General features: G+C 70.8%; 22 protein-coding genes and 2 pseudogenes. 13 read left to right on the forward strand and 11 right to left on the reverse strand.

The window, feature by feature from the left end:
* Position 1 precedes the first annotated feature (1 nt).
* Complete coding sequence (locus IEY95_RS07890) at positions 2–1,249, reverse strand: MFS transporter (RefSeq protein WP_189185142.1); 1,248 nt, start codon at positions 1,247–1,249, stop codon at positions 2–4.
* Between the two features lie 512 nt (positions 1,250–1,761).
* Between IEY95_RS07890 and IEY95_RS07895 the strand changes: the two genes are divergently transcribed.
* The 5 genes from IEY95_RS07895 (at position 1,762) to IEY95_RS07915 (ending at position 6,314) form a co-directional block, all read left to right on the forward strand.
* On the forward strand, positions 1,762–2,871 hold the full coding sequence (locus tag IEY95_RS07895) for a carbohydrate kinase family protein (protein ID WP_189185143.1): 1,110 nt from the start codon (positions 1,762–1,764) through the stop codon (positions 2,869–2,871).
* A 208-nt stretch (positions 2,872–3,079) separates the two neighbouring features.
* On the forward strand, positions 3,080–4,147 hold the full coding sequence (locus IEY95_RS07900) for a PhoH family protein (RefSeq protein WP_189185144.1): 1,068 nt from the start codon (positions 3,080–3,082) through the stop codon (positions 4,145–4,147).
* 12 nt (positions 4,148–4,159) lie between these two features.
* Positions 4,160–4,657, forward strand: a complete 498-nt coding sequence (gene ybeY, locus IEY95_RS07905) for an rRNA maturation RNase YbeY (protein WP_189185145.1) — start codon at positions 4,160–4,162, stop codon at positions 4,655–4,657.
* Positions 4,654–5,958 (forward strand): hemolysin family protein, encoded by a 1,305-nt coding sequence (locus IEY95_RS07910; protein ID WP_189185146.1) that lies wholly within the window; start codon positions 4,654–4,656, stop codon positions 5,956–5,958. Before ybeY ends, IEY95_RS07910 begins: the two co-directional genes overlap by 4 nt.
* The gene (locus tag IEY95_RS07915; RefSeq protein ID WP_189185147.1) at positions 5,955–6,314 is read left to right on the forward strand and encodes an MmcQ/YjbR family DNA-binding protein; all 360 of its coding nucleotides are present in this window, start codon (positions 5,955–5,957) and stop codon (positions 6,312–6,314) included. Before IEY95_RS07910 ends, IEY95_RS07915 begins: the two co-directional genes overlap by 4 nt.
* Here IEY95_RS07915 and IEY95_RS50595 read toward each other — a convergent pair.
* Positions 6,276–6,455, reverse strand: a pseudogene (locus IEY95_RS50595) (MFS transporter); the annotation flags it as partial. The gene IEY95_RS07915 and the pseudogene IEY95_RS50595 sit on opposite strands and share 39 nt — an antisense overlap.
* Here IEY95_RS50595 and IEY95_RS07920 point away from each other — a divergent pair.
* A pseudogene (locus IEY95_RS07920) lies at positions 6,444–6,665 on the forward strand (XRE family transcriptional regulator); the annotation flags it as partial. The pseudogenes IEY95_RS50595 and IEY95_RS07920 sit on opposite strands and share 12 nt — an antisense overlap.
* 49 nt (positions 6,666–6,714) lie before the next feature.
* Complete coding sequence (locus IEY95_RS07925) at positions 6,715–7,068, forward strand: cytidine deaminase-like protein (protein WP_189185148.1); 354 nt, start codon at positions 6,715–6,717, stop codon at positions 7,066–7,068.
* Positions 7,069–7,164: 96 nt separating this feature from the next.
* On the opposite strand, the gene IEY95_RS07930 is transcribed toward IEY95_RS07925, so the two are convergent.
* From IEY95_RS07930 to era, 3 genes are all read right to left on the reverse strand, one after another.
* On the reverse strand, positions 7,165–7,737 hold the full coding sequence (locus IEY95_RS07930) for a DinB family protein (protein WP_189185149.1): 573 nt from the start codon (positions 7,735–7,737) through the stop codon (positions 7,165–7,167).
* Positions 7,738–7,782: 45 nt separating this feature from the next.
* Positions 7,783–7,917, reverse strand: coding sequence for a hypothetical protein (locus IEY95_RS50135; RefSeq protein WP_268240433.1), 135 nt, complete (start codon positions 7,915–7,917; stop codon positions 7,783–7,785).
* Positions 7,918–8,041: 124 nt separating this feature from the next.
* The gene (gene era, locus IEY95_RS07940) at positions 8,042–9,001 is read right to left on the reverse strand and encodes a GTPase Era (RefSeq protein ID WP_189185150.1); all 960 of its coding nucleotides are present in this window, start codon (positions 8,999–9,001) and stop codon (positions 8,042–8,044) included.
* A gap of 166 nt (positions 9,002–9,167) precedes the next feature.
* On the opposite strand from era, the gene IEY95_RS07945 reads away from it, so the two are divergent.
* Together IEY95_RS07945 and IEY95_RS07950 are read left to right on the forward strand one after the other, a co-directional pair.
* The gene (locus tag IEY95_RS07945) at positions 9,168–10,475 is read left to right on the forward strand and encodes an ammonium transporter (RefSeq protein WP_189185151.1); all 1,308 of its coding nucleotides are present in this window, start codon (positions 9,168–9,170) and stop codon (positions 10,473–10,475) included.
* Entirely contained in the window at positions 10,472–10,810 is a 339-nt protein-coding gene (locus tag IEY95_RS07950) for a P-II family nitrogen regulator (RefSeq protein ID WP_189185152.1), read from the forward strand. Before IEY95_RS07945 ends, IEY95_RS07950 begins: the two co-directional genes overlap by 4 nt.
* A gap of 101 nt (positions 10,811–10,911) precedes the next feature.
* On the opposite strand, the gene IEY95_RS07955 is transcribed toward IEY95_RS07950, so the two are convergent.
* The gene (locus IEY95_RS07955; protein WP_189185153.1) at positions 10,912–11,388 is read right to left on the reverse strand and encodes a hypothetical protein; all 477 of its coding nucleotides are present in this window, start codon (positions 11,386–11,388) and stop codon (positions 10,912–10,914) included.
* 297 nt (positions 11,389–11,685) lie between these two features.
* Complete coding sequence (locus IEY95_RS07960; protein ID WP_189185154.1) at positions 11,686–12,528, reverse strand: helix-turn-helix transcriptional regulator; 843 nt, start codon at positions 12,526–12,528, stop codon at positions 11,686–11,688.
* Between the two features lie 140 nt (positions 12,529–12,668).
* Here IEY95_RS07960 and IEY95_RS07965 point away from each other — a divergent pair, with 140 nt between their 5' ends.
* On the forward strand, positions 12,669–13,526 hold the full coding sequence (locus IEY95_RS07965; RefSeq protein WP_189185155.1) for an NAD-dependent epimerase/dehydratase family protein: 858 nt from the start codon (positions 12,669–12,671) through the stop codon (positions 13,524–13,526).
* 163 nt (positions 13,527–13,689) lie between these two features.
* On the opposite strand, the gene IEY95_RS07970 is transcribed toward IEY95_RS07965, so the two are convergent.
* From IEY95_RS07970 to IEY95_RS07985, 4 genes are all read right to left on the reverse strand, one after another.
* Positions 13,690–14,949 carry an MFS transporter gene (locus IEY95_RS07970; protein ID WP_189185435.1) on the reverse strand — a complete coding sequence of 420 codons (1,260 nt, stop codon included), beginning with the start codon at positions 14,947–14,949 and terminating at the stop codon, positions 13,690–13,692.
* Positions 14,946–16,262 carry a GH1 family beta-glucosidase gene (locus tag IEY95_RS07975; RefSeq protein WP_189185156.1) on the reverse strand — a complete coding sequence of 439 codons (1,317 nt, stop codon included), beginning with the start codon at positions 16,260–16,262 and terminating at the stop codon, positions 14,946–14,948. Before IEY95_RS07975 ends, IEY95_RS07970 begins: the two co-directional genes overlap by 4 nt.
* 336 nt (positions 16,263–16,598) lie before the next feature.
* The gene (locus IEY95_RS07980; protein WP_189185157.1) at positions 16,599–16,865 is read right to left on the reverse strand and encodes a protealysin inhibitor emfourin; all 267 of its coding nucleotides are present in this window, start codon (positions 16,863–16,865) and stop codon (positions 16,599–16,601) included.
* A gap of 32 nt (positions 16,866–16,897) precedes the next feature.
* Positions 16,898–17,968: a M4 family metallopeptidase gene (locus tag IEY95_RS07985; RefSeq protein ID WP_189185158.1), complete on the reverse strand. Its 1,071-nt coding sequence runs from the start codon at positions 17,966–17,968 to the stop codon at positions 16,898–16,900.
* A gap of 330 nt (positions 17,969–18,298) precedes the next feature.
* Between IEY95_RS07985 and leuA the strand changes: the two genes are divergently transcribed.
* The 3 genes from leuA to IEY95_RS08000 all read left to right on the forward strand — a co-directional run bounded on the left by leuA (position 18,299) and on the right by IEY95_RS08000 (position 23,142).
* A complete protein-coding gene (leuA, locus tag IEY95_RS07990; RefSeq protein WP_189185159.1) occupies positions 18,299–20,029 on the forward strand; it encodes a 2-isopropylmalate synthase in 1,731 nt (576 codons plus the stop codon).
* A 186-nt stretch (positions 20,030–20,215) separates the two neighbouring features.
* The gene (locus tag IEY95_RS07995; protein WP_189185160.1) at positions 20,216–20,911 is read left to right on the forward strand and encodes a tellurite resistance TerB family protein; all 696 of its coding nucleotides are present in this window, start codon (positions 20,216–20,218) and stop codon (positions 20,909–20,911) included.
* Between the two features lie 140 nt (positions 20,912–21,051).
* Complete coding sequence (locus IEY95_RS08000) at positions 21,052–23,142, forward strand: MMPL family transporter (protein ID WP_189185161.1); 2,091 nt, start codon at positions 21,052–21,054, stop codon at positions 23,140–23,142.
* Positions 23,143–23,176 lie beyond the last annotated feature (34 nt).

The following is a 23,176-nucleotide window of genomic DNA, read 5'->3' on the forward strand; positions in this document are numbered from 1 at the left end:
GTCAGCCGGTTCCGGACCCCGGTGTGGCGGCTGTCGCCGCCTGCCGGGGTCCTGCCGTGTCGTACGCCGTCCGCTGGGCGGGCACGGCTTCCAGCGGGATCTCGACGACCGGGTGTTCCTGCGGGGTGCCGCGCCTGGGGCGGAGCGCCACGGCCGTCATCGGGACGGTGACCAGGAGCAGGCCGAACGCCAGGATCACGCCCATCGCCGGGAACCCCGCCCGCGTGGAGAGCAGACTGCCGGCGAGCGGGCCGCACGCCGTGCCCAGCGAGGAGGCCGAGCCGACGAGGACCGCCCACCGTCCGCGCGGGTCCAGGGAGGCGGCGAGGCCGATCACGTACGAGAGCACGACCGGGTAGAGCGTGTTCCAGGCGATCTCGCCCGTCGCGAACGAGGACAGGTCGCTCGCCGCCGCGCTGAGCGCGATGCAGCCGGCGATCAGGGCCGTACCGGCGCCGATCGGTAGTGCCAGGCCGAGCCGCGGGCCCAGGGCGCCCGCGCCGATCACGCCCAGCAGCCCGGCGCCGAGCGCCACCGCGAAGACCACGCCGACCGTGACTTCGGTGAGCCCCGCCTGCGTCAGGCCGATGCGGCCACTGACGCCCCAGAGGGAGTTCTGGGCGAGGGACCAGAAGAGCATGGCGGCGGCGAGGACGACGCCGGAGCGGGGGTGGGGGAGCGGGGTCGTGGTGCGGAGGGTCCGGGTCGCGGGGGTGTGGGCCGGGAGGCGTCCGGTCAGGGGCAGCACGAGCAGCGCCGTGCAGGCGATCGCGGCGAGGGGGAGGCCGTGCGCCGGGCCGAGATGAGGGATCGTCAGATACAGCGTGCCCGCGAGGGCGGAGACGCCGAGCAGGCCCAGCGTGGTGGTGCGATGGGGGTCGCGTTGGCCGGCGATGCCGGTCGCGGCGACCGTGGTGGCCGTACCGGAACCGAAGCCGCCGACGATCGCGCCGGTGATGACCAGCGGGACGGCCGAGGTGAGGGCGGCGGTGCCATATCCGGCGGCCGCGAGGAGCAGGCCCGTACGGGCGAGACCGCGCGGGCCGAGGCGGTCGACGCGGGAGGCGAGCAGAAAGCCCGCGGTCGCCGAACTCAGCAGCAGCGCGCTGCCGATGGCGCCGGCCTGGGTGGCCGAGAGCGGGAGACCCGCGTCGAGCCTGCCGACGGTGGTCGGCAGCAGATACGCGGCGAGGTACCCGGCCGTGAAAAGGGCGACGAGGGGCCAGGGCGTGGTGGTGCGGGCGGACACGGGCGTTCCCAGGGCATGCGAAAGAAGCGACTCAAGAAGGGGGGTTGGGCGGCTGTCGACGGACAGGAACGCGCGGGCAATTTGTATCAAGGGGGTGAGGGTGCGAAGAAGGTGGGGCGGTGTGATGTGGGGCACGTTCTGTTTGGGGTGAAGGTGCCGGGGTAGGCGCGTTCATTTCGCCTGCCGTTGTGCCAGGGCATGGGTGAGGTCCATGGCGGCCGGCTCGCCTTCGAGGGCGGGCGAGTGAGGGTCTCCGACGCGCCTGGGCTCGGGGCCGCCTCCGCCCCTACCCGTTCCCGTATCCGGGGGCTTCGCAGACCCCCCAGGGTTGTCTTCTGAGTGCGCGCCGGTGGGGGCTTGTCGCGCAGTTCCCCGCTCCCCTTTCAGGGGCGCTGGAGTCTGGTGAGGGACGGGTGGGGGCGGAGGGGGTGAAAACAGGCTTGACCGGGCGGGGGCGTGGTGGGTCGGGTGGTGCACACTGGCCAGATCCGCACCACGTCAGGGAGCGCACCGTGATCGCGTCCAACGGAGAGCGACCGTACTGCCAGGCTCACGTCGACCCGCTCGCCGGGCTGCGCACCCCCCAGGACCCGCCCTGGGACGTCTATCTCACGGGCACGGTCTTCCTGGACATCATCTTCACCGGCCTCGATTCCGCCCCCGTGCGGGGGACGGAGTCCTGGGCGCGGGGGATGGGTTCCAGCCCGGGCGGAGTCGCCAACATGGCGACCGCCCTCGCGCGGCTGGGGCTGAAAACCTCCCTGGCGGCGGCCTTCGGCGACGACCACTACGGGGAGTACTGCTGGGACGCCCTGGAGCAGGGCGAGGGCATCGACCTCACCCCGTCGCGCACCGTACCCGGCTGGCACTCCCCGGTCACCGTGTCGATGGCGTACGAGGGGGAGCGCACGATGGTCAGCCACGGGCACGAGCCGCCGCCGGAGGAACCGGCGCCGGACTGCCCGCCACGCGCGCGTGCCGCCGTCGCCTCGCTGACGCCGGGCACGCGCGCGCCATGGATCGGGCAGGCCGCGAGCAAGGGCACCCGGCTCTTCGCGGACGTCGGCTGGGACGACACCGGCCGCTGGGACCTGGCGGGCCTCGCCGATCTCGAACACTGCGAGGCGTTCCTGCCGAACGCCGAGGAGGCCATGCGGTACACCCGCGTGGACTGCCCGCGCGCGGCGGCGCACGCGCTGGCCGAGCACGTACCGCTCGCCGTCGTCACCCTGGGGTCGGAGGGCGCGTACGCCGTGGACGGCCGTACCGGGGAGACCGCCGAGGTCCCGGCGATCGACGTCGAGGCCATGGACCCCACCGGCGCCGGTGACGTCTTCGTCGCGGGCTTCGTCATGGGCACCCTGGCCGACTGGCCCCTGGCCGACCGCCTCGCCTTCGCCGGGCTGACCGCCGCCCTCTCGGTCCAGGAGTTCGGTGGGTCGCTGTCGGCGCCCGGCTGGTCCGAGATCGCCGCCTGGTGGCGCCGTGTCCAGTCGGTCGACGACCAGGATCCGACGGCCCTGCGGCGCTATGCGTTCCTGGAGGGGCTGCTGCCCCAGGTGACGCGCCCGTGGCCGTTGCGCCGGGCGGTGCCGACGATCGGGTTCGGGCGCTCCGCGTGAGGCGCCGGGGCGGTCCTCTGCGCGGCGCTCCGCATGAGGCGCCGTGCGGTCCTCTGCGGGGCGCTCCGCGGGAGCCGCGGCGCTCCGTGTGAGGTGAGGAAAAGCCCTACGGCTCTGTCAGTGCGGAGACGTACGCTTGGAATCGCAAGGCTGCCCCCGTGGCAAGCGTGCCGATCAAGGAGGAAAAGCAGGCCTACAGAGCCGGCCCATGACTCAGACACCCACAGCTCACACCCTCGCGCAGGGACAAGCGAGAGCGCAGTTCACCGTTCCGGCCGCGCACCCCATGGTGACCGTGCTGGGCTCCGGCGACTCCCTCCTGCGCGTGATCGAGAAGGCCTTCCCGGCGGCCGATATCCACGTCCGGGGCAATGAGATCAGCGCGGTCGGCGACGCCGGTGAAGTCGCTCTCGTCCAGCGCCTGTTCGACGAGATGATGCTGGTGCTCCGCACGGGGCAGCCGATGACGGAGGACGCAGTGGAACGCTCGATCGCCATGCTCAGGGCGAGCGAGAACGGGGAGGGCGACGGCCAGGAGACTCCGGCCGAGGTGCTCACGCAGAACATCCTGTCCTCGCGAGGCCGCACCATCCGCCCCAAGACGCTCAACCAGAAGCGGTACGTCGACGCCATCGACAAGCACACCATCGTCTTCGGCATCGGCCCCGCCGGTACCGGCAAGACGTACCTCGCCATGGCGAAGGCGGTTCAGGCGCTTCAGTCCAAGCAGGTCAACCGCATCATCCTGACCCGCCCGGCGGTGGAGGCGGGGGAGCGCCTGGGATTCCTCCCGGGCACGCTCTACGAGAAGATCGACCCCTACCTGCGCCCGCTCTACGACGCGCTGCACGACATGCTCGACCCGGACTCGATCCCGCGCCTCATGGCGGCGGGGACCATCGAGGTCGCGCCGCTCGCCTACATGCGCGGTCGCACGCTCAACGACGCCTTCATCATCCTGGACGAGGCCCAGAACACGAGCGCCGAGCAGATGAAGATGTTCCTCACCCGCCTCGGCTTCGACTCGAAGATCGTGGTCACGGGTGACGTGACCCAGGTCGACCTCCCGACCGGGACGAAGTCCGGTCTGCGCCAGGTCCAGGACATCCTGGACGGTGTCGCGGACGTCCACTTCTCGCGGCTCACGTCCCACGATGTCGTACGGCACAAGCTGGTCGGCCGTATCGTCGACGCGTACGAGAAGTACGACATCGAGAACGGCACCGAGAACGGCTCCCACAAGGGCCGCGGCAAAGCCGGCCACAAGGGGAAGTAGACCAGCACGACCATGTCGATCGACGTCAACAACGAGTCCGGAACCGAGGTCGACGAGCAGGCGATCCTCGACATCGCCCGCTACGCGCTCGCGCGGATGCGCATCCACCCGCTCTCCGAGCTCTCAGTGATCGTCGTGGACGCCGACGCCATGGAGCAGCTGCACATCCAGTGGATGGACCTGCCCGGTCCGACGGATGTCATGTCCTTTCCCATGGACGAGCTGCGGCCGCCGTCGAAGGACGACGACGAGCCGCCGCAGGGCCTGCTCGGCGACATCGTGCTCTGCCCGGAGGTCGCCGAGCGGCAGGGCAAGGAAGCCGCGACGCAGCACTCCATGGACGAGGAGCTCCAGCTCCTCACCGTCCATGGGGTGCTGCACCTCCTCGGCTACGACCACGAGGAAGCGGACGAGAAGGCCGAGATGTTCGGCCTCCAGGCCGCCATCGTGGACGGCTGGCGCGCGGAGAAGGGCATGACGGGCCCCTCGCCGGCCCCGACCGTGTCATGAGTCCTCAACTCGTCGTCGGCGCCGTCCTGCTGGTCGTCGTCGCCTGGCTCGCCGCCTGCGCGGAGGCGGGCCTCGCGCGCGTCTCCAGCTTCCGCGCGGAGGAGGCCGTACGCAGCGGCCGGCGCGGCAGCGCCAAGCTCGCGCAGGTCGCCGCCGACCCGACCCGCTATCTGAACGTGGCGCTGCTCGTGCGCGTCGCCTGCGAAATGGCGGCCGCCGCGCTCGTCACGTACGCCTGTCTGAAGGAGTTCGACGAGACGTGGGAGGCGCTCGTCGTCGCCATCGGCGTCATGGTCCTCGTCTCGTACGTCGCGGTCGGCGTCTCCCCGCGCACCATCGGCCGCCAGCACCCGCTGAACACGGCGACGGCGGCGGCCTACGTCCTGCTTCCGCTGGCCCGGGTGATGGGCCCGATCCCGCCGCTGCTCATCCTCATCGGCAACGCGCTGACGCCCGGCAAGGGCTTCCGCCGCGGCCCGTTCGCCTCCGAGGCCGAGCTGCGCGCCCTCGTCGACCTCGCCGAGAAGGAGTCCCTCATCGAGGACGAGGAGCGCCGCATGGTGCACTCCGTCTTCGAGCTGGGCGACACCCTCGTACGCGAGGTCATGGTCCCGAGGACCGACCTCGTCGTCATCGAGCGCTACAAGACCATCCGCCAGGCGCTGACCCTCGCGCTGCGCTCGGGCTTCTCCCGCATCCCCGTCACCGGGGAGAGCGAGGACGACATCGTCGGGATCGTGTATCTGAAGGACCTGGCCCGCAAGACGCACATCAACCGCGACGCCGAGTCCGAGCTGGTGTCGACGGCCATGCGGCCCGCCACCTTCGTGCCCGACACCAAGAACGCCGGCGATCTGCTGCGCGAGATGCAGCAGGAGCGCAACCACTGCGCCGTGGTCATCGACGAGTACGGCGGCACGGCCGGCATCGTCACCATCGAGGACATCCTCGAGGAGATCGTCGGCGAGATCACCGACGAGTACGACCGCGAGCTGCCGCCCGTCCAGGAGCTCGGCGACGACCGCTACCGGGTCACCGCCCGGCTCGACATCGGCGACCTCGGCGAGCTGTACGGGTTCGAGGCGTACGACGACGAGGACGTGGAGACCGTCGGCGGGCTGCTCGCCAAGGCGCTCGGGCGGGTCCCGATCGCCGGGGCCTCCTCGGTGGTCGAGCTGCCCGACGGGCGCGAACTGCGGCTGACCGCGGAGGCCGCGGCCGGGCGCCGGAACAAGATCGTCACGGTACTCGTCGAGCCGGTCGGCCCGGTCGAGCCCCCCGAGGAGGAGAAGCCGGAGTGACCCCGAAGCAACTGCGCGCGTTCTGCCTGTCCTTGAACGCGACCGTCGAAGACTTCCCGTTCGCCCCGGAGATCTCGGTCTTCAAAGTGCTGGGCAAGCTCTTCGCGCTGACTCACCTGGACGCGCGCCCACTCACGGTCAACCTGAAGTGCGACCCGGACGACGCGGTCCGGCTGCGGGGCGAGTACCCGGGGCTGATCATCCCCGGCTATCACATGAACAAGCGGCACTGGAACACGGTGACGGTCGACGGCGAACTCCCGGACCGGCTCGTCCGGGAGCTCATCGAGGATTCGTACGATCTCGTCGTCGCCGGTCTACCGAAGGCGGAGCGCCTCCGCCTCGACCGGCCCTGAGCCCGCCTTCGGGCCTCGTCGGCCGAGTCCCACCGCGACCAGCACCGCCGCCAGGACGATCGCCGCGTCGGGGGCGAGGACCGTGTGGACGCCGCTCAGCAGGTCGTCCGACGTCGTCGCGAGGACGCCGAGCGGCGGGACATCGAGGACGCCGGGCAGATCCGCAAGGAGCTCGACCATCCGCTGGTCGGTCTGCCGGCCGTCGAGTCCACCGCCATGAAGGTGCCGGCGCGGCCCGACCTCACGATCGTGCCGCACACGCCGCTGCCGGAGGCGAACACGGCGGTGAAGCTGGAGTGGCCGGCCTCGCCGGAGGGACGGCGGGGGTCGATGTACCCGGTGGCCGGGTAGCCGCGTACCGCCGCGCGGGGTCGGAGCGGGGCTTCGTATGCTCGGGGGCATGACCGACAGCAGCGCGCTCGACCCCGAGGACCGCAAGATCGTGACCCTGGCCCGTTCCGCGCGGGCCCGCAACGGTGTGCCCGAGGGGGCGGCTGTGCGGGACGAGACGGGCCGTACGTATGTCGCCGGGACGGTGGCTCTGCCCTCCCTGCAGCTCAGTGCCCTCCAGACCGCCGTGGCCATGGCGGTCGCTTCGGGGGCGAAGTCCTTGGAGGCGGCGGCCGTGGTGTCCGAGACGGAGGCCGTGTCCCCGGAGGACCGGGCAGCCGTAGGGGACCTCGGCGGGGCCGAGACGCCGGTGCTCCTCGCGGGGCCCGACGGGACGGTGCGCGCCGTCGTCACCGCGGGCTGAGGCATCAGCGGGTTTTCGTCCCCTCCGCCCCTCCCCGTCCCGTGTCCGGGGGCTGCCGCCCCCAGACACTCCGCTTCGGCCTGAACGGCTTCGTCGTCACAGGCCGGACGGGCTAGCGTCGCGTGGTGGGTCCTCACCCACCAGTCCGTCCACCGCTTCCCTGATCAGGTCGGCGTGGCCGACATGGCGTGCGTACTCCTCGATCATGTCGATGAGAATGCGGCGCAGGCTGGGGGCCCGGCCGTCGGGCCAGCCGCGGTCGGCCGGGCGGTCCAGGCCACCGTCGGTCAGCGCCTGGGCGACGAGGGAGCGGGAACGGGCCACCGTGTCCCGCCACAGGGCGTAGAGCTGCTCGGGGGTGTCCTCGGCGGCCGAGCGCCAGTCCCACTCGGGGTCGGTGTCCCAGTCCGCCGTGTCGAACGGAGGACTGGGCTCGCGCCCGAACAGCCGCCCCGAGAAGTAGTCGTCCTCGACATGGGCCAGGTGCTTGAGCAGCCCGCCCAGGGTGATCGACGAAGCTCCCACCGTCGCCGTCAGGCCGGCCGCGTCCAGTCCCCCGCACTTCCAGGCCAGGGTCGCGCGCTGCCGCTCCAGCGAGCCGAGCAGGGTGGCGGTCTCGTCGCCGGCGACGGGGGGCTCCGGGTGTACGTGCTCTTCCACGTAGGTCATGGGCGGGGAGTGTAGGCGGGCCCACCGACAACTCGCCCGGACCCCTTACTCGTTGTGCAGCACCTCGGCGATCGTCAGACGCGCCGCGCCCCGTGCCGGGAGCAGCGCGCCCAGTACGGCGATGGCCACGCCCGCGAGGGCCAGGGCGGTCAGGGCCGGGGCCTGCCAGACGTCCGTCATGTATGCGGGCAGCGTGATGTCCACGGCGCCGGCCAGACGGGGCCGTTCAGGCCGATACGGGGGTCCGGGGGCGGAGCCCCCGGGGAAGGCACGAGTAGGGGCGGAGACGGCGGGAGAACCCGGCTCAGAACCCCAGCTTCCGCAACTGCCGAGGATCCCGCTGCCAGTCCTTGGCGACCTTCACATGCAGGTCGAGGAAGACCGGCGTACCCAGCAGCGCCTCGATGTGCTTGCGGGACTTGATGCCGACCTCCTTCAGGCGCTTGCCCTTGGGGCCGATGATGATGCCCTTCTGGCTGGGGCGCTCGATGTAGACGAAGGCGTGGATGTCGAGGAGGGGCTTGTCGGCGGGCCGGTCCTCGCGCGGCAGCATCTCCTCCACGACGACGGCGATGGAGTGCGGCAGCTCGTCGCGCACGCCCTCCAGCGCGGCCTCGCGGATCAGCTCCGCGATCATGACCTGCTCGGGCTCGTCGGTGAGATCGCCCTCCGGGTAGAGGGCCGGGCCCTCCGGCAGCAGCGGCACGATCAGGTCGGCCAGCAGGCCCAGCTGCTTGTCGCCGACCGCCGACACCGGCACGATCTCCGCCCACTCGAACCCCAGCTCCTTGCCGAGCTGGTCGATCGCGATGAGTTGCTCGGCGAGAGCCTTGCTGTCGACCAGGTCCGTCTTGGTGACGATCGCGATCTTCGGCGTCTTCTTGATGGACGCCAGTTCCTTCGCGATGAAACGGTCACCGGGGCCGAGCTTCTCGTTGGCCGGCAGACAGAAGCCGATGACGTCGACCTCGGCCCAGGTGGTCCGTACGACGTCGTTGAGCCGCTCGCCGAGGAGCGTGCGCGGCTTGTGCAGACCGGGGGTGTCCACCAGGATCAGCTGGGCGTCGGGCCGGTGCACGATGCCCCGTACCGTGTGCCGCGTCGTCTGCGGCTGGTTCGCGGTGATCGCCACCTTCTGGCCGACCAGAGCATTCGTAAGGGTGGACTTGCCCGCGTTGGGGCGGCCCACGAAGCAGGCGAAGCCGGCGCGGTGGGGGGCCTCGGACGGCTTGGATGACGGGGTACGAACGCTCATGGCGCCCATTCTCCCTGATCCACAAGCCCCCGCCGCACGCTGTGCGCTCCGGCCGTGCGCCGTGAGGTTCCGGAAACCCTCACGCAACACGAAACATGCCGGAAACGCGTGTGTGCACAACCGGAAACGCGCGCCCGTGACTCTCTGACGACGCCCCCGGACCGCTGGAGAGACCGTGACCCTGGCAGCGCCCCACATCGACACCGGTGACACGGCCTGGCTGCTCGCCGCCACCGCGCTCGTCCTGCTGATGACGCCGGGCCTCGCCCTGTTCTACGGCGGCATGGTCCGCACGAAGAGCGTCCTCAACATGCTGATGATGAGCTTCGTGTCGATCGCCCTGGTCACGGTGGTGTGGCTGGCCGCCGGCTACTCGCTCGCGTTCGGGGACGACGCCTTCGGCGGGCTCGTCGGAGGGCTGAAGTACGCGGGCATGGCGGGCCTCGGCCCGGACAGTGTCCAGGGCACGGTGCCCACCCTCCTCTTCGCCACCTTCCAGCTCACCTTCGCGACCATCACCGCCGCGCTGGTCAGCGGCGCGATCGCGGACCGCGCGAAGTTCGGGGCCTGGCTGGTCTTCGTGCCGGTCTGGGCGCTGCTCGTATACGTTCCCGTGGCCCACTGGGTGTGGGGGCCCGGCGGCTGGATCCTGGACAGGCTGGGCGCGCTGGACTTCGCGGGCGGTATGCCGGTCGAGATCACCTCGGGCGCCTCCGGGCTCGCGCTCTGCCTGGTCCTCGGCCCGCGCCTGGGCTTCAAGAAGGACGCCATGCGGCCGCACAACCTGCCGATGGTGATGCTGGGCGCCGGACTGCTGTGGTTCGGCTGGTTCGGCTTCAACGCGGGCTCGGCCCTCGGCGCCAACGGTCTGGCCGCCGCCGCGTTCCTCAACACGCTCGCCGCCGGGTGCACCGGCCTGCTCGGCTGGCTCTTCGTCGAGCAGAAGCGCGACGGGCACCCGACCACGCTGGGTGCGGCGTCCGGCGCGGTCGCGGGTCTGGTGGCCATCACCCCGTCCTGCGGGTCCGTGTCGTTGCTGGGCGCGCTGGTCGTCGGCCTCGCCGCCGGTGTCGTCTGCTCGTACGCCGTGAGCTGGAAGTTCAAGCTGAACTACGACGACTCGCTGGACGTCGTCGGCGTGCACCTGGTCGGCGGGATCATCGGCACGCTGCTCATCGGGGTCTTCGCGGCCAAGGAGATGACGGGCGGGACCGAGGGGCTCCTGTACGGCGGCGGGCTGGGCCAGCTCGGCAGGCAACTGGTCGCCGTGGTGGCCGTCGGGGCGTACGCCTTCGCCGTCACCTACGGCATCGGGAAGCTGATCGACCGGCTCATGGGCTTCCGGGCGGACGAGGAGCAGGAGCAGACCGGCCTGGACCTTACGGTGCACGCCGAGAGCGCCTACGATCACGGGGTCCTGGGCCACGGTGCCCCGGTCTCGTCGTCCCTCCCCACCGCGCAGAAGGTCAAGACCCAGGCATGAAGCTCATCACCGCGATCGTCAAGCCGTACCGCCTCGACGAGGTCAAGACCGCCCTGCAGGAAATCGGCGTGCACGGGCTGACCGTCACGGAGGCCAGTGGGTACGGGCGTCAGCGCGGGCACACCGAGGTGTACCGCGGGGCCGAGTACCAGGTCGACCTCGTCCCCAAGGTGCGGATCGAGGTCGTCGTCGAGGACGCGGACGCCGACGAGGTCATCGACGCGGTGGTGAAGGCCGCGCACACCGGGAAGATCGGGGACGGCAAGGTGTGGGCGGTGCCGGTGGAGACGGTGGTGCGGGTCCGGACGGGGGAGCGCGGGCCGGACGCGCTCTGACCCTCCACCCGGCTGTGCTCATCAACTCCCGGTGCACACAGGGTGTTTGAGTGAACCGGTGCCGCTGCGCGCGGGCGGCACCGGTCTTCATGCAGGTGGGCTCAGTCGAACACGAACGGGCCCGGGGACTGCGGTGCGTCCGCCGTGCAGGTGATCGTGATGCCGAAGACCACCATCTGCAGGGAGCCGCCGTAGGCCTCCAGGCTGTCGCCGGAGGCGACCGTGCCGTCGAGCGGCCCGACGGAGACGCCGCCGCCCGCGGAGATGGCGGGGTTCTTCGTGCCGGAGAAGACGGTGGTACCGCCGCTCGCCTTCACCATGGTCAGTGTGGAGCTGACCGAGTCCTGGGCCACGTCGATCGGGGCCGTGATCTCGGTGGAGCTGAGGGTGATGGTCGCGGCCGTGCCGTCCTGGGTGGCGGTGAGGGTGGCCGCGCCGCTGCCGCCGATGCTGCAGGTCGCGTTGATGGTGGCTGTCTGTGGGGTGACGGCCGCGGCGGCGGGCGCGAAGGCCAGGCCGGTCGCGGCGAGGGTGCCGGCGGCTAACGCCGCGGAGATTGCGAGTTGCTTGCCTCTCATCGGATTCCCTTCCCTTGTACGGGAATTGCCATGTGGGGATGGTGGGACCGGACCGCCCTGTCCGGGCACACGGGCTTCTCACCTCTGTGCCGGTGAGGGTGCGGGGAGATGTGTGCGCGGACCGTCCGCGAGTGGGGTGCGGGACGCCATGCGGCGGCGTATCTGACGGTCCGTCGGAACGTGCGGTTCCATTGATGCGCGGGTGGCTCACGAATGCAAGGGATGCCGAGGCTTTCCTTCAACGGTCGTTAAAAGTGGCCGAAGTTGGGTGCCGGGTTGGGTTGCGAAGAAAAGCTGTCAGGAGCGGTCCGTGGCCGCGGACATGTCCTGGAGGCCCACCACGCGCAGGAGTTGGAGGCGTTCGTAGGACTCGGTGCCGGGGCGGGCCGTGTGGACGATCAGGAGTTGGTTGTCTCCGGAGCTCAGCAGGATTTCGCAGTCCAGGTCGAGCAGTCCGACGGTGGGGTGCAGGAACCTCTTGGTCGAGGCACGCCGCACCGCCACCTCGTGCGACTCCCAGAGCCGGCGGAACTCCTCACTGGCGGAACGGAGTTCGGCCACCAGACGCGCCGGCCCCGGATCCTCGGGCCGGGCCGCGGCGACGGCACGCAGATTGGCGACATGGTTGCGCGCGTGCTCGGCGCGGTCCTCGGGCGGAAAGAGGGCACGGCTCCGCGGGTCGGTGAAGAAGCGCCGTACGACATTGCGGTCGGCGCCCGCCTCGCCCACCAGGGCCGCCGCCAGCGCGTTCTGCGCGAGCACGTCGCCGTAGTCGGTCATCACCTGCGCGGGCGCGTCGTGCAGCCGGTCGAGGATCAGCAGCAGACCGGGGCGGACATGCGCAGAGGCGCTCTCGGCGCGCGGTGGTTCCTCGCCCACCAGGTGGAAGAGGTGGTCCCGTTCGTCGCCGGTGAGGCGGAGTGCCCGCGCCAGCGCGCCCAGCATCTGGCGGGACGGGCGCGGACCCCGCGACTGTTCGAGCCGGGTGTAGTAGTCCACGGACATGCCCGCCAGCGCCGCCACCTCCTCGCGGCGCAGGCCCGGCGTACGGCGTCGGGCGCCGGCCGTCAGCCCCACGTCGGAGGGCTCCAGCCGGGCGCGGCTGCGGCGCAGGAAGTCGGCGAGTTCGGCTCGGTTCACCTCTCCAGCCTGGCCGAACCCGCCCGTCTTATCCAGGCACTGCCGGTCCCCGGATCAGCGGGTCTCTCCCGTCGCCCCGGGCACGGGCCGAAGCTGAAGGAGACCCAAGGAGAACCGACGAACCGACGAGAGGAACCATCATGCTGACGTTGGTGACAGGCACCACTGGTCAGGTGGGCCGCCGCTTCGTACCCCGACTGTTGAGCCAGGCACCCCCCGGTGATCATGTGCGGGTCCTGGTCCGCGACGAGGCGAGGGCGGCCGCCCTCGCCGACCTCGGCGCGCAGGTCGCGGTCGGTGACCTGCGGGACGCGGAAGCGCTCGGCAAGGCCCTCGCGGGCGTCGACGCGGTGGTGAACATCGCGGCCGCCTTCCGAGGTGTACCCGACGAGGAGGCCCGGGCGGTCAACCGGGACGCAGCCCTGGAGCTGGGCCGCGCGGCCGAGACCTCCGGCGTACGCCGCTTCGTGCAGGTCAGCACGAACGTCGTCTACGGAACGGGTCGTGGCCGCCCGCACACCGAGGACGACCCGACCGTGCCCGGCGGCGAGATGTGGGGTGCGTACGCGGAGTCGAAGGGGGAGGCGGAGCGGGGCCTTCTCGCGTTGGAGGGCGGGATGGACGTACGGATCGGGCGGCTCGCCTTCGTCTACGGCGAGGGCGACCCGCATCTCGCCGACTCGATGCGGTGGGCCGCGCACTGGGCCGCCACCCAGCGCCTCCAGATGGTCCACCACGCGGATGTCGCCCAGGGCCTGCGCCGCCTGCTGTACGCCCCGGGCGCGGCGGGCGGCATCTACAACATCGCCGATGACGCCCCCGTCACCACCGTCGACCTCCACCAGCTCAACGGCGTCGACATCCCGCCCGCGCTGTACGAGCGCACGGACCCCGATCCCTGGTTCGGGATCGTGTCCACGGCCCGGATCCGCCGGGAACTGGGCTACCGCCCGCTGTACCCGTCGGTATGGAACGCCCAGGACGCGGGCGCACTGTAAGCAGGCCACCGCTCGGCAGGCAGGTCACCGGCCGGCAAGCAGCTCGCCGCTCGACAGGCAGGTTGCCGCTCGGCAAGCAGTTCACCGAGCGGCAGGCGGCAGGCGGCAGGCGGCAGGCGGCAGGCGGCAGGCGGCAGGCGGATGACGGATGACGGATGACGGATCAGTCCACGCCCCTGATCCTCCCCACGAGCACCGCCCCCGCCATTCCGATCACCGCCGCGACCAGGTACAGCACCCGGTATCCACCCAGATACGTCACGATCGGCGCGGCCAGCGCGGGCGCGGCGACCTGGGGCAGGGCGTTGGCGATGTTGATGACGCCGAGGTCCTTGCCGCGGTCCAGGGCCTTGGGCAGGACGTCCGTCATCAGGGCGAAGTCGACGGAGGTGAAGACGCCGAAGCCCACGCCCAGGACCGCCGCCGCGACGATCGCGCCCGGCCAGGTCTGCCAGCCGGACAGGGCCGCCGTGGCCACCGCCATCAGGACGCCCGACCAGATCACGAACGGTTTGCGGCGGCCCACCCGGTCCGACCACGCCCCGCCCACCACGACGGTGGCGAGCAGCGTGACACCGTTCACCGCCGTCAGGATCAGCACGCCGTTCTCGGGGTCGTCGTAGTGCAGCCGGTCCCTCAGGTAATACAGCAGGTAGAGGAGTACGAGAGCGTTGCTCAGGTTGATCAGGAAGCGGGTCAGCCAGGCCCAGGCGAGGTCCGGATAGCGGCGCGGGCTCAGCCAGAAGGAGGACAGGAAGACGCGCCAGGCCCAGGCAGGGCGGGCCGAGGCGGGCAGGCGCAGGTCCGGGTGGCGCAGTACGTACGGCAGGACGCCCGCCAGCGTGAACACCGCGCAGGCCGCGTACCCGCCGCCCACACCGCCCGCCACCGTCGCCAGGCCCGTCCCGCCGACCACGCCCAGGATCTGCGCCGCGCCCAGCCAGCCGCCCACGGAACCCCGCTGGAGTCGTGGCACCCGGTCGGGCACGGCCGCCGTGACCGCCGCGAAGGCGGCGTTCAGCGTCAGCTGGACCAGACACCAGCCGACCGCCATCGTCCACACGCCGCCCGCGCCCGCCAGGAGCAGCAGGGACAGCGCACCGCCCGCCGCTCCCGCCACGATCCACGGTGTGCGGCGGCCCCAGCGGGCGGTCGTGCGGTCGGACAGCGCGCCGAAGAGCGGATTGGCGACCAGCGAGACGACCGCGCCCGCGCCCGTGACCCACGCCAGCATCGTCTCCTTCGACATGCCGGTACCGGGAGCGAAGTCCTCCGCCTGGGAGGCGAGGAGGATCTGCAGGGGGCCGTACCAGCCCACCCAGATCGCCCCGTTGGCGAGCGAGAGCGCCGAAGTCCAGCCCCGGCCGACCCGCTCGACGGGCTCGGCGAGAGCGGTCACCCGTACAGGGTCCTCGGTGGTCATCTCCGCGCCCGCAGGGCGTCCCGCAGCCACGCGTACGACGCCTTGGGTGTCCGCTCCAGCGTGTCGTAGTCGACGTGGACGAGACCGAAGCGGCGCGCGTATCCCTCCGCCCACTCGAAGTTGTCCATCAGCGACCAGACGAAGTAGCCGCGTACGTCCACCCCCTGCTCCAACGCCCTATGCAGCGCACGGACATGACCGTCCAGAAACGTGATCCGCTCCTGGTCGTCGATGCCGTGGTAGGAGCAGCCGTTCTCGGTGATGACGACGGGCGGGAGCCGGTCTCCATAGCGCTCGTGGAAGCCGACCAGCAGCTCGGTGAGTGCCTCGGGGACGACCGGCCACCCGAAGTCGGTGACCGGGTAGCCCTCCAATTCGCGGACGGAGAATGGGAGTTCCGCGGGCAACGTCAGTCCACTGAACTCGATCTCCTCGCCCTCGGGGGCGCCGACCTTGGTCGGCTGGTAGTAGTTGATCCCGTACCAGTCGAGCGGCTCCGCGATGACCTTCAGGTCCGCCTCGACGTCTCCCGGCATCAACTCCCCGATGCCCTCGGGATATTGGCCGAGCAGGAGCGGGTCCGCGAACAGGCGGTTGAGGAGGATGTCGTAGAAGTCTGCGGCTTCCACGTCCTCGGTCCGGCGCGATGCGGCCCAGGTGGGCCCGTGGGAGTTGGCGATCCCGATGTCCGTGGCCCCGGCCGCGCGCAGGGCCCGTATGCCGAGGCCGTGGGCGAGGAGCTGGTGGTGGGCCACCGGCAGGGCGTCGAACAGGAGCTGCTTGCCGGGGGCGTGCGCGCCGAGCGCGTGGCCGAGCAGGGTGTGTTCGGCGGGCTCGTTGAGGGTGATCCACTTCTTCACCCGGTCGCCGAGGCGTGCGGCCACGACACCGGCGTACTCGGCGAAGCGCTCCGCCGTGTCCCGGTCCAGCCAGTCCAGCTCCAGCGGCAGGTCCCAGTGGAAGAGGGTCGGCACGGGGCGCACGCCCGCGGTGCACAGCTCGTCGACCAGGCGGTCGTAGAAGTCGAGGCCGCCGGGGGAGTTCACCCGGGGCCAGGAGACGGAGAAGCGGTACGCGTCCACGCCGAGGTCGGCGAGGAGTGCCACGTCCTCGCGGTAGCGGTGGTAGTGGTCGCAGGCCACCTCCGCGGTGGTGCCGTCCTTGATCCGGCCGGGCTCGGCCGTGAAGGCGTCCCATACCGAGGGGGCGCGCTCGGTCGCGGCCCCCTCGATCTGGTGGGCCGAGGTGGACACGCCCCAGAGGAAGCCGGGCGGGAACTGCGGGATGGGGTTCGTCGCCATGCGCGCGATCATCCGTACCGGCGGTAACCGAAGTCAACGGGCCGGTGTGAACTGGCCGTTACTTGTTGGGCGCCTGACGTGCCGGGGCGCCTGGGGAGAGGGGTGGTGCGACCCCGGGCCGTCGGGGACCGGTCGCGCGGTCCCCCGCGCCCCTGGCTCGAGCCCTGTTTCCTAGGCCCTGTCGTCACATTCCCGTCTGCCCCGCGACGCCATGCACGCACTCTCGCCGCACCGGGCACAGACCCAAGTACATCCAGTACGAGGGCCTGTGCCCGGCACGCCGAGAGCACGCACCTGACGCCGCAGGGCCCGCCCTCCGGGCGGACGACGGGAATGTGACGACAGGACCTAGGCGCCCTCCTTCAGCACCCGCGAAATCAGCTTCCGCTGCTCCTCCGTGAGCCGGGGATCGGCCGCGTACACCGTCTTCCCGTCCACCGTGATCTCGTAGCTGAAGCCGTCCGGGACACCGATGGGGGGCGCGCCCCGGCCGGCGGCGATCGCCTGCTCGGCCAGGGCGTGCCACTCATGGGCGTCGGGCCGTCCCGAGGTGTTCACCTCGGCATGGCGCTCGATGCCCGCGAATCCGCCCGTGCGCCTCACCTGAATACGCATGGGTCCTGTCTAGTACGAGTCGGGGGCCGGGGCTACGTGGTCGGTACTCCGACCTGTTCCCAGGCCTTCACCACGGCCTGGAGCTCCTCCCCCTCGTTGTACCGGGAGCGGGCCGCGGCGAGCGTGAGCCGTGCGAAGTCCGAGAACAGCGCCTGCGAGGGAAGCTCGCCGCCGGTCAGCACGTCGTACCAGATCTGCCCGGCCCGCTCCCACGCGTGGCCGCCGAGTGCCTCGGCGACGAGGTAGAAGGCGTGGTTGGGGATGCCGGAGTTGATGTGGACGCCGCCGTTGTCGCGGCCGGTGCGGACGTAGTGGTCCATCGTCGCGGGCTGCGGGTCCTTGCCGAGCACATCGTCGTCGTACGCGCTGCCCGGCTCCTTCATGGAGCGCAGCGCGGTGCCGGTGACGCGCGGGGCGAGCAGGCCCGCGCCGATCAGCCAGTCGGCCTCGGTGGCGGTCTGGCCGAGCGTGTACTGCTTGATCAGCGAGCCGAAGACGTCCGACATGGACTCGTTCAGGGCGCCGGGCTGGCCGAAGTAGGTGAGGTTCGCCGTGTACTGGGTGACGCCGTGGGTCAGCTCGTGGCCGATGACGTCGACCGGGATGGTGAAGTCGAGGAAGATCTCGCCGTCACCGTCGCCGAACACCATCTGCTCGCCGTTCCAGAACGCGTTGTTGTAGTTCTGGTCGAAGTGCACGGTGGCGTCGAGAGGCAGGCCCTCGCCGTTGATCGAGTTGCGCTGGTACGCGTTCAGGTAGAGCTCGAAGGTCGCGCCCAGACCGGCGTACGCGCGGTTGACGGTGGCGTCCTTGCCCGGCTTGTCGCCCTCGCCGCGGACCTTCTTGCCAGGCAGGTCCTGGTGGTGGCGGGCGTCGTAGATCGTGCGGTGCGGCTTCTGCTCGGCCGCTTCCTTGGGTGGCGCGACGGTCGGGGCGCCGATGACCGTGGTCAGCCGGCGGTGGGTGCGCTCATAGGCGTCGCGCTCCAGGGTCTGGCGCGCGGGACCGGCGAGTGCGGGGTCCTCGTGCTGGGCGAGCTTGTCGAGGACGTGGGGCGGCACGATGGTGCAGAAGACGGGCTCGAAGCCCCCGTTGGTCGTCATGCCCGGCACCCTTGCACTGAGTTATGCCTCTGTCACTACCTGCAACCATGATTGGTGAAATGGGGCGATAAGGAGCCTCGGAGTCCGGCCGGGAGTGGTATGGCGCACCTTTTTGCACCTTTCGCTCCTTTCATGGGCGCGATCCCGCATACTGATACAGCCCTCCGTACGGAGCACGGCTCGGCTAGGCTGCAGAGCATCATGCGTTTCGGGCTGCTTCTCCTTAGCTGCCGCGGCGAGGGCCTGTAGTCGAGGCCGACCCCCTCCCCGCGGAGTCTGGCGTTGCGCCGTCGGCCGTCCTTTCCGGACACCACGAGGAGCCCACGCACCATGGCGAACAGCCAGAACCGCCAGCAGCCCACGTCCATGCCGGTCCACAAGTACGGTCAGTACGACCAGGTGGACATCCCGGACCGCACGTGGCCGGAGAACCGGATCACCGTCGCCCCCCGCTGGCTCTCCACGGACCTGCGCGACGGCAACCAGGCCCTGATCGACCCCATGTCGCCCACGCGCAAGCGCGCGATGTTCGACCTGCTGGTGAAGATGGGCTACAAGGAGATCGAGGTCGGTTTCCCGGCGTCGGGACAGACGGACTTCGACTTCGTACGGTCGATCATCGAGGACGAGAACGCGATCCCGGACGACGTGACGATCTCCGTGCTGACCCAGGCCCGTGAGGACCTGATCGAGCGGACCGTCGAGTCGCTGAAGGGCGCCAAGCGCGCCACCGTGCACCTGTACAACGCGACCGCGCCGGTCTTCCGCCGGGTCGTCTTCCGCGGCTCCAAGGACGACATCAAGACGATTGCTGTTGACGGCACGCGCCTTGTCATGGAGTACGCGGAGAAGCTGCTGGGCCCGGAGACGGAATTCGGCTACCAGTACAGCCCCGAGATCTTCACCGACACCGAGCTGGACTTCGCCCTGGAGGTCTGCGAGGCGGTCATGGACGTCTACCAGCCCGGCCCGGGCCGCGAGATCATCCTCAACCTGCCCGCCACGGTGGAGCGTTCGACCCCCTCCACGCACGCGGACCGCTTCGAGTGGATGGGCCGCAAGCTGTCCCGCCGCGAGCACGTCTGCCTGTCCATCCACCCGCACAACGACCGCGGTACGGCCGTCGCCGCCGCCGAGCTGGCGCTGATGGCCGGCGCCGACCGCGTCGAGGGCTGTCTGTTCGGCCAGGGTGAGCGCACCGGCAACGTCGACCTGGTCACCCTGGGCATGAACCTGTTCTCCCAGGGCGTCGACCCGCAGATCGACTTCTCCGACATCGACGAGATCCGTCGTACGTGGGAGTACTGCAACCAGATGGAGGTCCACCCGCGCCACCCGTACGTGGGCGACCTGGTCTACACGTCCTTCTCCGGCTCCCACCAGGACGCCATCAAGAAGGGCTTCGACGCGATGGAGGCCGACGCGAAGGCCAAGGGCGTCACCGTCGACGACATCGAGTGGGCCGTCCCGTATCTGCCGATCGACCCGAAGGACGTCGGCCGCTCCTACGAAGCCGTCATCCGCGTCAACTCGCAGTCCGGCAAGGGCGGTATCGCGTACGTCCTGAAGAACGACCACAAGCTGGACCTGCCGCGCCGGATGCAGATCGAGTTCTCGAAGATCATCCAGGCGAAGACGGACGCCGAGGGCGGCGAGGTCACGCCGAAGGACATCTGGGCGACCTTCCAGGACGAGTACCTGCCCAACCCCGACAACGCGTGGGGCCGTATCCAGGTCAAGAACGGCCAGTCGACCACCGACACCGACGGCGTGGACACGCTGAAGGTCGAGGCCGCGGTCGACGGTCAGGACACCGTCCTGACCGGCTCCGGCAACGGTCCGATCTCCGCCTTCTTCGACGCCCTGCAGTCCGTCGGCATCGACGTACGCCTGCTGGACTACCAGGAGCACACGATGAGCGAGGGCGCCTCCGCGCAGGCCGCCTCGTACATCGAATGCGCGATCGACGACAAGGTTCTGTGGGGAATCGGCATCGACGCGAATACGACACGTGCCTCGCTCAAGGCCGTCGTGTCCGCCGTCAACCGCGCGGCCCGCTGACCTCGTTCACCTGGTTCTTTCCGGCTCCGTCCGCCTTTCGAGGCGGGCGGAGCCGCATCGTTTACCGGCCAATCCGCGTGGAGGTCACGAGCAGGTCTCGTCCTGGGTACTGACTCCACATCAACAATGTGGCTAACATCACGCCATCGCGGCGATGTTGCCGCAGGGTTACGGAGGTGTGCGACGGTGCTGCCAGGACGGGGACGAAACGGTCGTGCAGTTCAGGTTTCCCGCGTTCTGGGCACCCGTACCGCGTGGACCACCGTCGGCGACGGCGAGTTCTTCTGCCCCGGCTGCGGAGGCGACCGCAACTACCAGCGCCTCACCGGCCGTCGCCGCTTCACCCTCCTCGGCGTTCCCGTTCTCCCGCGCGGCGAGACCGGGCCCGTCGTCGAATGCGCCGCCTGCCGTCAGCACTACGGCACCGATGTCCTCGACCATCCCACCACCACCCGCTTCTCGGCGATGCTCCGCGACGCCGTCCACACCGTCGCCCTCGCCGTGCTCGCCGCGGGCGGCACCTGCGCCCGTACGTCGCTGGAGACCGCCGCGAGCGCGGTGCGCTCGGCCGGCTTCGAGGACTGCACGGAGGACCAGCTCGGCGCGCTGGTCGAGGCGCTCGCCGCGGACACCGGCCGGGTCTTCGGGGAGCCGTGCGGGGCGAGTCTGGCCATAGAGCTCCACGAGGCGCTGGACCCGCTGGCCCCGCACCTCGCGCCGACCGGCCGGGAGGCGATCCTCCTCCAGGGCGCGCGCATCGCGCTGGCGGACGGCCCCTACACCCCCGCCGAGCGGGACGTGCTGGCCACCGTGGGCGCGGCGCTGACGATCTGCTCGGACGATGTGACGCGGCTGCTGGTGGCGGCGCGTACGCCGTCGTAGTACTCCCCGGGGAGTAATGCCCGCGTCTCGCCACCCCTCGCAGTAGCCCCGAACTCGCCCTCCCGCGCGACGATTCCGGTCCCGCGCGCCGGGAGTCTGGTGCCTGTCCAGACATCCGGCCAGGAGGGGAGGACCCCGTCATGGGGCCCGGAAACACAACCACGCACAGGCGGCGCAGGGCCGTGCCCTGGGTGCTGCTCGGGCTCTGGGTGGCCGTGCTCGCCGTCGTCGGGCCGTTCGCGTCGAAGCTCGCGGACGTGCAGCACGACCGAGCCGTGGACTACCTGCCGGCGAGCGCCGACTCGACCCAAGTGGCGAGGATCGAGGACCAGCTGCCCGGTGGCGAGACCACCGAGCTGGTGCTCGTCTATCACCGCGACGGCGGGCTGAGCGCCGCCGACCACGCGACGGCCGCGCGCCAGGTCGCCGAGATCACCAAGGAGAACCCGCTCACCGCACCCCCGAAGGGCGTGCCCTCCCGGGACGGCACCACGCTGATGTACCCGGTCGCCAGCTCCGCGCCCGGGACGGACGAGAAGAAGCGCGACGCGTTCGTGAACGACGTACGCGACGTCGCCCGCACCGAGAACGGTATGACCGTCGACGTGGGCGGCACCGGCGCGCTCGCCACCGACGCCGCCGAGGTCTACAACTCGCTCGGCGGCCCGCTGCTCTACACCACCGTCGCCGTGGTCGCCGTCCTGCTGATCCTCATCTACCGCAGCCCGCTGCTGTGGCTCGTACCGCTCGCCGTCGCGGGCGTTGCCGACTATCTGTCGATGGGTGTCGCGTACGGCCTCCACCAGGCCTTCGGGACCACCATCTCCGGTCAGAGCTCGGGCGTGATGACGATCCTCGTCTTCGGCGCCGGGACCGACTACGCGCTGCTGCTGATCTCCCGCTACCGGGAGGAGCTGCGGCGCGTGGAACGGCCCTACGACGCGATGCGGAAGGCCCTGCGCGGCTGTGGGCCCGCCGTGCTCGCCTCCTCCGGCACCGTGGCCGCCGGACTGCTCTGCCTGCTCGCCGCCGACCTCAACAGCAGCCGGGGCATGGGCCCGATGGGCACGGTCGGCGTGTTGTGCGCGCTCGTCGCCATGCTGACGCTGCTGCCCGCCGTACTCGTCCTGCTCGGACGCCGGGTGTTCTGGCCACTCGTGCCCGCGTACGGGAGTGAGCCCAAGCAGCGGCGGAGTCTGTTCGCCGCGATGGGGTCCTCCGCCGGACGCAGGCCCTACGCCGTCCTCGCGGGCGGGGCCGTGCTGCTCGGGGCACTCGCCCTCGGCACGCTGAACCTGCCCGGCTCGCTCAAGCAGCAGGACTCCTTCGTCCACACGCCCGACTCGGTCGCCGCGATCGAGACACTCGCCAAGGCCTACCCGGGGCAGGGCACCCAGCCGATCACCGTGATCACCCCGACCGGACGGGCGGACGCCACGCTGGCCGCGGTGCGGGACCAGCAGGGTGTCGCGAGCGCCGAACGGGGCCGCAGCGGGAAGGGCTGGACGGAGATCTCCGTCATCGCCAAGGGCGCTCCCCAGTCGGCGGCCGAGACCGCCACGATCAAGTCCTTGCGGGGAGGTCTCAAGGGCTCGGGCTCGTACGTCGGTGGCCCGAGCGCCGAGCAGATCGACCTCCAGGACACCAACGCCCGCGACCGGCTCGTCGTCGTGCCGATCGTGCTCGCCTCCGTGCTGCTGATTCTGATCGCGCTGCTGCGCAGCCTGGTCGCCCCCTTGCTGCTGGTCGTCGCGGTGATCGCGGTGTGGGGCGCGGCGCTCGGCATCGGCGGGCTGGTCTTCGGGCCGCTGTTCGGGTTCGAGGGGACCGACCCGGGGCTCGGGCTGCTGTCCTTCGTCTTCCTCGTCGCGCTCGGTGTCGACTACGGGATCTTCCTCATGCACCGGATGCGCGAGGAGTCCCTCGCGGGTGCCGAGCCCGCCACCGCCGCGCTGACCGCGCTGCGGACGACGGGAGGTGTGATCGCCTCGGCCGGACTGGTCCTGGCGGCGACCTTCGCGGTGCTGACGAACATGGGACTCGTGCAGCTCGTCGAGCTCGGGTTCGTGATCGCGGTCGGGGTGCTGCTCGACACCTTCCTCGTCCGCACATACCTGGTGACCAGCGCGAGTGTGGCGCTGCGGAGGAGGGTGTGGTGGCCGGGGCGGCTGTCACAGGAGCCGTCGCAGCCACCCGAGCCGCGGCAGAAGGAACCCGTCGTCGTCGCCTGAGCGGCATGTGGGCGCCCCTGTCTCCCGCAGGGGC

Origin of the sequence: Streptomyces albiflavescens (assembly GCF_014645835.1) — a bacterium.
In the GTDB taxonomy this organism is placed as follows: domain Bacteria; phylum Actinomycetota; class Actinomycetes; order Streptomycetales; family Streptomycetaceae; genus Streptomyces; species Streptomyces albiflavescens.

What these genes read in the sequence shown, in the direction of transcription:
- IEY95_RS07925 (WP_189185148.1), top strand. Translation starts at nt 6,715, where the DNA reads ATGACCGACAGCAGCGCGCTCGACCCCGAGGACCGCAAGATCGTGACC.
- IEY95_RS07950 (WP_189185152.1), top strand. Translation starts at nt 10,472, where the DNA reads ATGAAGCTCATCACCGCGATCGTCAAGCCGTACCGCCTCGACGAGGTC.
- IEY95_RS07980 (WP_189185157.1), bottom strand. Translation starts at nt 16,865, where the DNA reads ATGCGTATTCAGGTGAGGCGCACGGGCGGATTCGCGGGCATCGAGCGC.
- IEY95_RS07930 (WP_189185149.1), bottom strand. Translation starts at nt 7,737, where the DNA reads ATGACCTACGTGGAAGAGCACGTACACCCGGAGCCCCCCGTCGCCGGC.
- IEY95_RS07955 (WP_189185153.1), bottom strand. Translation starts at nt 11,388, where the DNA reads ATGAGAGGCAAGCAACTCGCAATCTCCGCGGCGTTAGCCGCCGGCACC.
- IEY95_RS07975 (WP_189185156.1), bottom strand. Translation starts at nt 16,262, where the DNA reads ATGATCGCGCGCATGGCGACGAACCCCATCCCGCAGTTCCCGCCCGGC.
- IEY95_RS07910 (WP_189185146.1), top strand. Translation starts at nt 4,654, where the DNA reads ATGAGTCCTCAACTCGTCGTCGGCGCCGTCCTGCTGGTCGTCGTCGCC.
- IEY95_RS07985 (WP_189185158.1), bottom strand. Translation starts at nt 17,968, where the DNA reads ATGACGACCAACGGGGGCTTCGAGCCCGTCTTCTGCACCATCGTGCCG.
- era (WP_189185150.1), bottom strand. Translation starts at nt 9,001, where the DNA reads ATGGGCGCCATGAGCGTTCGTACCCCGTCATCCAAGCCGTCCGAGGCC.
- IEY95_RS07900 (WP_189185144.1), top strand. Translation starts at nt 3,080, where the DNA reads ATGACTCAGACACCCACAGCTCACACCCTCGCGCAGGGACAAGCGAGA.
- IEY95_RS07970 (WP_189185435.1), bottom strand. Translation starts at nt 14,949, where the DNA reads ATGACCACCGAGGACCCTGTACGGGTGACCGCTCTCGCCGAGCCCGTC.
- IEY95_RS08000 (WP_189185161.1), top strand. Translation starts at nt 21,052, where the DNA reads ATGGGGCCCGGAAACACAACCACGCACAGGCGGCGCAGGGCCGTGCCC.
- IEY95_RS07965 (WP_189185155.1), top strand. Translation starts at nt 12,669, where the DNA reads ATGCTGACGTTGGTGACAGGCACCACTGGTCAGGTGGGCCGCCGCTTC.
- IEY95_RS50135 (WP_268240433.1), bottom strand. Translation starts at nt 7,917, where the DNA reads ATGACGGACGTCTGGCAGGCCCCGGCCCTGACCGCCCTGGCCCTCGCG.
- ybeY (WP_189185145.1), top strand. Translation starts at nt 4,160, where the DNA reads ATGTCGATCGACGTCAACAACGAGTCCGGAACCGAGGTCGACGAGCAG.
- leuA (WP_189185159.1), top strand. Translation starts at nt 18,299, where the DNA reads ATGGCGAACAGCCAGAACCGCCAGCAGCCCACGTCCATGCCGGTCCAC.